This window comes from Methylobacterium sp. WL103 (assembly GCF_008039885.1).
Taxonomy (GTDB): Bacteria; Pseudomonadota; Alphaproteobacteria; order Rhizobiales; family Beijerinckiaceae; genus Methylobacterium; species Methylobacterium cerastii.
On record NZ_VRUX01000368.1, the window covers coordinates 1 to 4,250 of the forward strand.

General features: G+C 65.2%; 5 protein-coding genes. All 5 read left to right on the forward strand.

Annotated elements, in window-relative coordinates; genetic code table 11:
- Positions 1 to 1,894: uracil-DNA glycosylase family protein (locus FV222_RS18575; RefSeq protein ID WP_281406893.1), on the forward strand; the 1,894-nt coding region annotated here is incomplete at its 5' end.
- 62 nt (positions 1,895 to 1,956) lie between these two features.
- Entirely contained in the window at positions 1,957 to 2,268 is a 312-nt protein-coding gene (locus tag FV222_RS18580) for a hypothetical protein (RefSeq protein ID WP_147815358.1), read from the forward strand.
- A gap of 1 nt (position 2,269) precedes the next feature.
- Complete coding sequence (locus FV222_RS18585) at positions 2,270 to 2,866, forward strand: hypothetical protein (protein ID WP_147815359.1); 597 nt, start codon at positions 2,270 to 2,272, stop codon at positions 2,864 to 2,866.
- A complete protein-coding gene (locus FV222_RS31905) occupies positions 2,863 to 2,988 on the forward strand; it encodes a hypothetical protein (protein WP_281406894.1) in 126 nt (41 codons plus the stop codon). Before FV222_RS18585 ends, FV222_RS31905 begins: the two co-directional genes overlap by 4 nt.
- 132 nt (positions 2,989 to 3,120) lie before the next feature.
- Positions 3,121 to 4,080: a hypothetical protein gene (locus tag FV222_RS18590; protein WP_147815360.1), complete on the forward strand. Its 960-nt coding sequence runs from the start codon at positions 3,121 to 3,123 to the stop codon at positions 4,078 to 4,080.
- The last annotated feature ends 170 nt before the right edge of the window (positions 4,081 to 4,250 follow it).

A 4,250-nucleotide genomic window follows, 5' to 3' on the forward strand; every position in this document is an offset into this window, starting at 1 on the left:
CCAGATCGAGGGCGCGACGCGCACGATGGGTCAGCACGCGGCCGGCGTCGTCGTGGGCGGCGTGGACCTGGTCGAGCGCGCGGTGATCGAGCGTCGCAAGGCGCCCGCGAAGGCGAAGGAGGGCGAGCCCGAGATCCCCAACCTGCCGGTCGTGAATTGGGACAAAAGGATTGTCGAAGACCAGGGCCTCGTGAAGATGGACATCCTGGGCCTCTCCACGCTCGATCTGACCGAGCTGACGAAGGCCTACATCCGCAAGCGGCGCGGCAAGAGCATCGACCTGCTGCGCATCCCGCTCGACGATCCGAAGGTGCTGGAGAATTTCGCGCTCGCGATCTCCACCGGCATCTTCCAGTTCGAGAGCGGCGGGATGCGGCGCCTCCTGCGCGAGCTCGGCAAGGACGGCTGCATCACCTTCGACGACATCACGGCTGCGACCGCGCTCTACCGGCCGGGTCCGATGGAATCCGGGATGATGGACAGCTACTGGAAGCGCAAGCAGGGCATCGAGGCGGTCGAATACGACCACCCGCTCATGGAGCCGATCCTCAAGCCGACCTACGGCGTGATGGTCTACCAGGAGCAGGTCATGAAGATCTCGCAGGTGATCGCCGACTACACGGGTCCGCAGGCCGACAAGCTGCGCAAGATCATGGGCAAGAAGCTCCCCGAGGAGATGAAGAAGGAGCGGGGCAAGTTCGTCCAGGGCTGCGTGGACACGACCGGACGTGACGCCAACTGGGCGGGCGCGCTGTTCGACAAGATCGAAGGCTTCGCCGGCTACGGCTTCAACAAGTCGCACTCGGTCGAATACACGCTGATCTCCTACCAGTCGATGTATCTCAAGACCTACTACGCTGTGGAGTTCTTCGCAGCCGCGCTCTCGCTCATGCCGCAGGACAAGCTCCCCGGCCTGATGAAGGACGCAGCGCGCATGAAGATCGACGTGGACCTGCCCGACATCAACCACTCGACGGGCCAGTTCGAGATCGTGACCGACACCCGTCTCGTGATGCCGTTCAACCGCATCAAGGGGATCAGCGCGAACACGACCGAGGCGATCCTCAAGGCGCGGGCGGCGAAGGACCCGATCACGAACCGGGCGCTCGGCCCGTTCAAGACGATCCAGGACCTGTCCGATCGCGTCGAGAAGCGGCGCTGCAACGTGCGGCACGTCGAGACGCTGAACAAGGTCGGCGCCTTCGCGAACCTGCCGGGCGAGGTCGGTCAGCTGCCGGCCCGTCACGAGAGCCGGATCAAGGATCAGCGCGATCTGATCCCCGGCCTCATCGTGGCGAACGTGCCGGTGCATCGCGAGATGCGCGTGGACGACTACCAGAAGGCGCACATCATCGCGCTGGTCGAAGAGTATCGGCAGGCGCACGGAGACGACGGCGTGCCGGTCTCGCCGACCAACGGGCGCAAGTCGCGCTTCATGGTGATCGCCGACGCGCCCTCGAAGGGCGAAGACGAGAGCGGCTACATGCTGTTCCTCAAGAAGAAGTCCGGCGGCGAGATCAACGAGTGGATCAAGGCCGCGCTCGATGCCAACGGCATGACCCGCTCCGAGGCCTACTGGACGGCGCTGTGCAAGCGCCCGAAGGAGGGCAAGCAGCTCACCGCTGCCGAGATCGGCCGCTACTCGGGCTACCTCATGCGCGAGATCGAGATCCTCAAGCCGCCGTGCATCGTGCTCTTGGGCTCGGCCACCGTCCGGCACTTCCTGCCTGACTTCAAGGGCAAGGCGTCCGAGGTCGCGGGCGAGGTCGTCTACTCGAAGGTGCTCGACGCCAACCTCTTGATCGGGTTCGCGCCAGGGGAAATCTTCTTCGAGCCGGCCAAGCAGGCGAAGCTCGATGAGGTTTTCGCTGTGGCGCAGTCGCTTACCGAGTGAACGCCGCTCGCTTTTCGCTATAACAAATCAGTCATCACTGACTGCGCATAGGAGCAGACACGATGAACCCGAACCTCACGGACGCCGGGAAGCCTCTCTACCCGCCGTCCATCCCGCGCCCGAGCGTCGGGCGTATCGTTCACTACCGCCCCGACCCGCGCACTGCGTCGCGCAAGAGCGGCGACTGGGCGGCGATCATCACCGAGACCTACCCGACCGAGGTCGAGGGGAAGACCTACGACGTGGTGTTCCTCACCGTGTTCCCGTCGGGCGAGGCCCCGCGCCCGCTGGAGAACCCGACGCCCTACTTCGACCCCGAGGCGCCGGCGCGCGAGGACACCTGGGGCACCTGGCACTTCCCGGAGCGCGTCTGACATGGGCGTCGCGACCGCATCCAACGACGACGAGGGCGATGCCCCGGCTCCGTCGGCCCCGACCATCCGGGTGCCGAAGGTCAAGATCTACGTCGATGCCACCCAGCTCAAGGCGGACATCCGGTTCTCCCCGTCCGACCTCACGAATGGCATGGTCGAGCAGGCCGCCCTGTTCGTCCACTACGGCATCCAGGCGTCGCTCTCGTCCAAGCAGGTCGACGACCTCAAGATCCTACTGGAGAACCAGGAGGCCCGGATCGGCCGCGAGCTGCGCGACCGTCTGACCAACCTCGGCGAGAAGTTTACCGAGGCCTCGATCGCCGGCCGCGTGGCGCGCGATCGGCAGATCATCGTGACGAAGCGCGCGGTGAACGAGGCCAAGCAGGTCGAGAACGTGGCGAAGGCCGCGCTCGAAGCCTTCCGCCATCGGCGCGACATGCTCGTGCAGATGGGCCTGATCTCCCGGGAGGAGATGAAGGGCGAGATCTCGGTCAACCGGCGTCAGGCGCAGCACGCCGAGCTGGAGAGCCAGACCGAGCGGCAGAAGCAGCGCTTCCTGGCACGCGCAGCCGGGGAGCCGGACTCGGAGGCCGCATGAGCCCCGAGGTCCAGACCAATGCGACCGCCTTCGTGGGCGGTCTCATCTACCTGGCCGCCTACACGCTGGCACGCCTCGCATGGCGTCGCCGGCGGGCCGGGAAGAAGATCAGCATCCGCTGATTTTTCTCACGAAACGCCTCGCGCTTCTCGCTATATAGTCTCTGCAATACGCTAGAAAGCGATTTAGCGAACGGCAAGCACCCAAGCAGCATCAAGGGCTTCGTCCCACCAGCAAGCAGAAAGCACAAGCACATGGCACTCTCCCCCGAAATGATGAAGCTCATCAAGGGCGCCAAGAACCGCTTCTCGCGCGGCGGCGGCAAGACCGTGAAGATCAAGGAGGGCAAGACCACCGTCCGCATCCTCCAGACCGAACTCCAGTTCTACCGCGAGCTGGGCGTCCACTGGATCAAGGACGAGGCCGGCAAGGTCACTGCCGTCGTCGGCTGCTCGGACGTCGTCTACGGCCGTCCCTGCCCGATCGACGCCGCGATCGAGAAGGCCGCGAAGGTCGCCTCCGACGACGCGATGGTGAAGCTCATCGCCGAGTGGAAGACCCGCAAGTCGGTGCTGCTCAAGGCCCTCATCCGTGACGGCTCGGACGGCAGCCCGGACCCGCAGATCCTCGAAGTGACCCCGACGACCTTCGGGTCGATCATGGCGATGGTCGAGGAATACGGCTCCGACACCGACCCCTTCGATGCCGACGAGGGCATGGACTTCATCATCACCCGTTCCGGCAAGGGCAAGGACACCGAATACAAGGTGATGCCGAAGCTCAAGGGCGCCGAGCGGGTCACGAAGGACCAGATGGCGAAGGCGAAGGAGCTCGATCTCGATGCGTTCATCGAGAAGGAGTTCTTCCGCGGTGACGAGAACAAGGCCCTCACGTCCATCAGTGAGATCGCCGGCATCTCGCTCGCCATCGCCCCGCCCGCTCGCGCTGCTGGTCTGCTGACCGGCAAGAGCGCGTCGGTCGCCGACGACACCGACGACAGCCCGCTGCCCGACGAGCGTCCGGCCACCAAGCCCGCTGCTCGTCGCCCGGCCCCGGCCCCGGTCGCTGAGATCGAGGAAGTCGAGCCCGAGGAGGAGGTCGTCGAGGTCAAGCCGGCCCCGAAGGCTGCTCCGAAGGCGGCTGCCAAGCCCGCCCCGGTCGCCGTCGAGGACGACGCCGATCTCCAGGGCCTCCTGGACGACCTGGACGACTGAGCCTCTCTGTTGATTTCCGCTGAGAGTTGACCCGGCGGAGCCGGAAGTTTCCATCGAGAAGTGACCCGTGTCTGAACCCACCCCTGGCTTTTTGGTCGGGGGGTCATGGAGTGATCGACATGGCGTTATTGAGTGTCATTCGGCGCTGGGCGTTCCGAGAAGGGATGCCG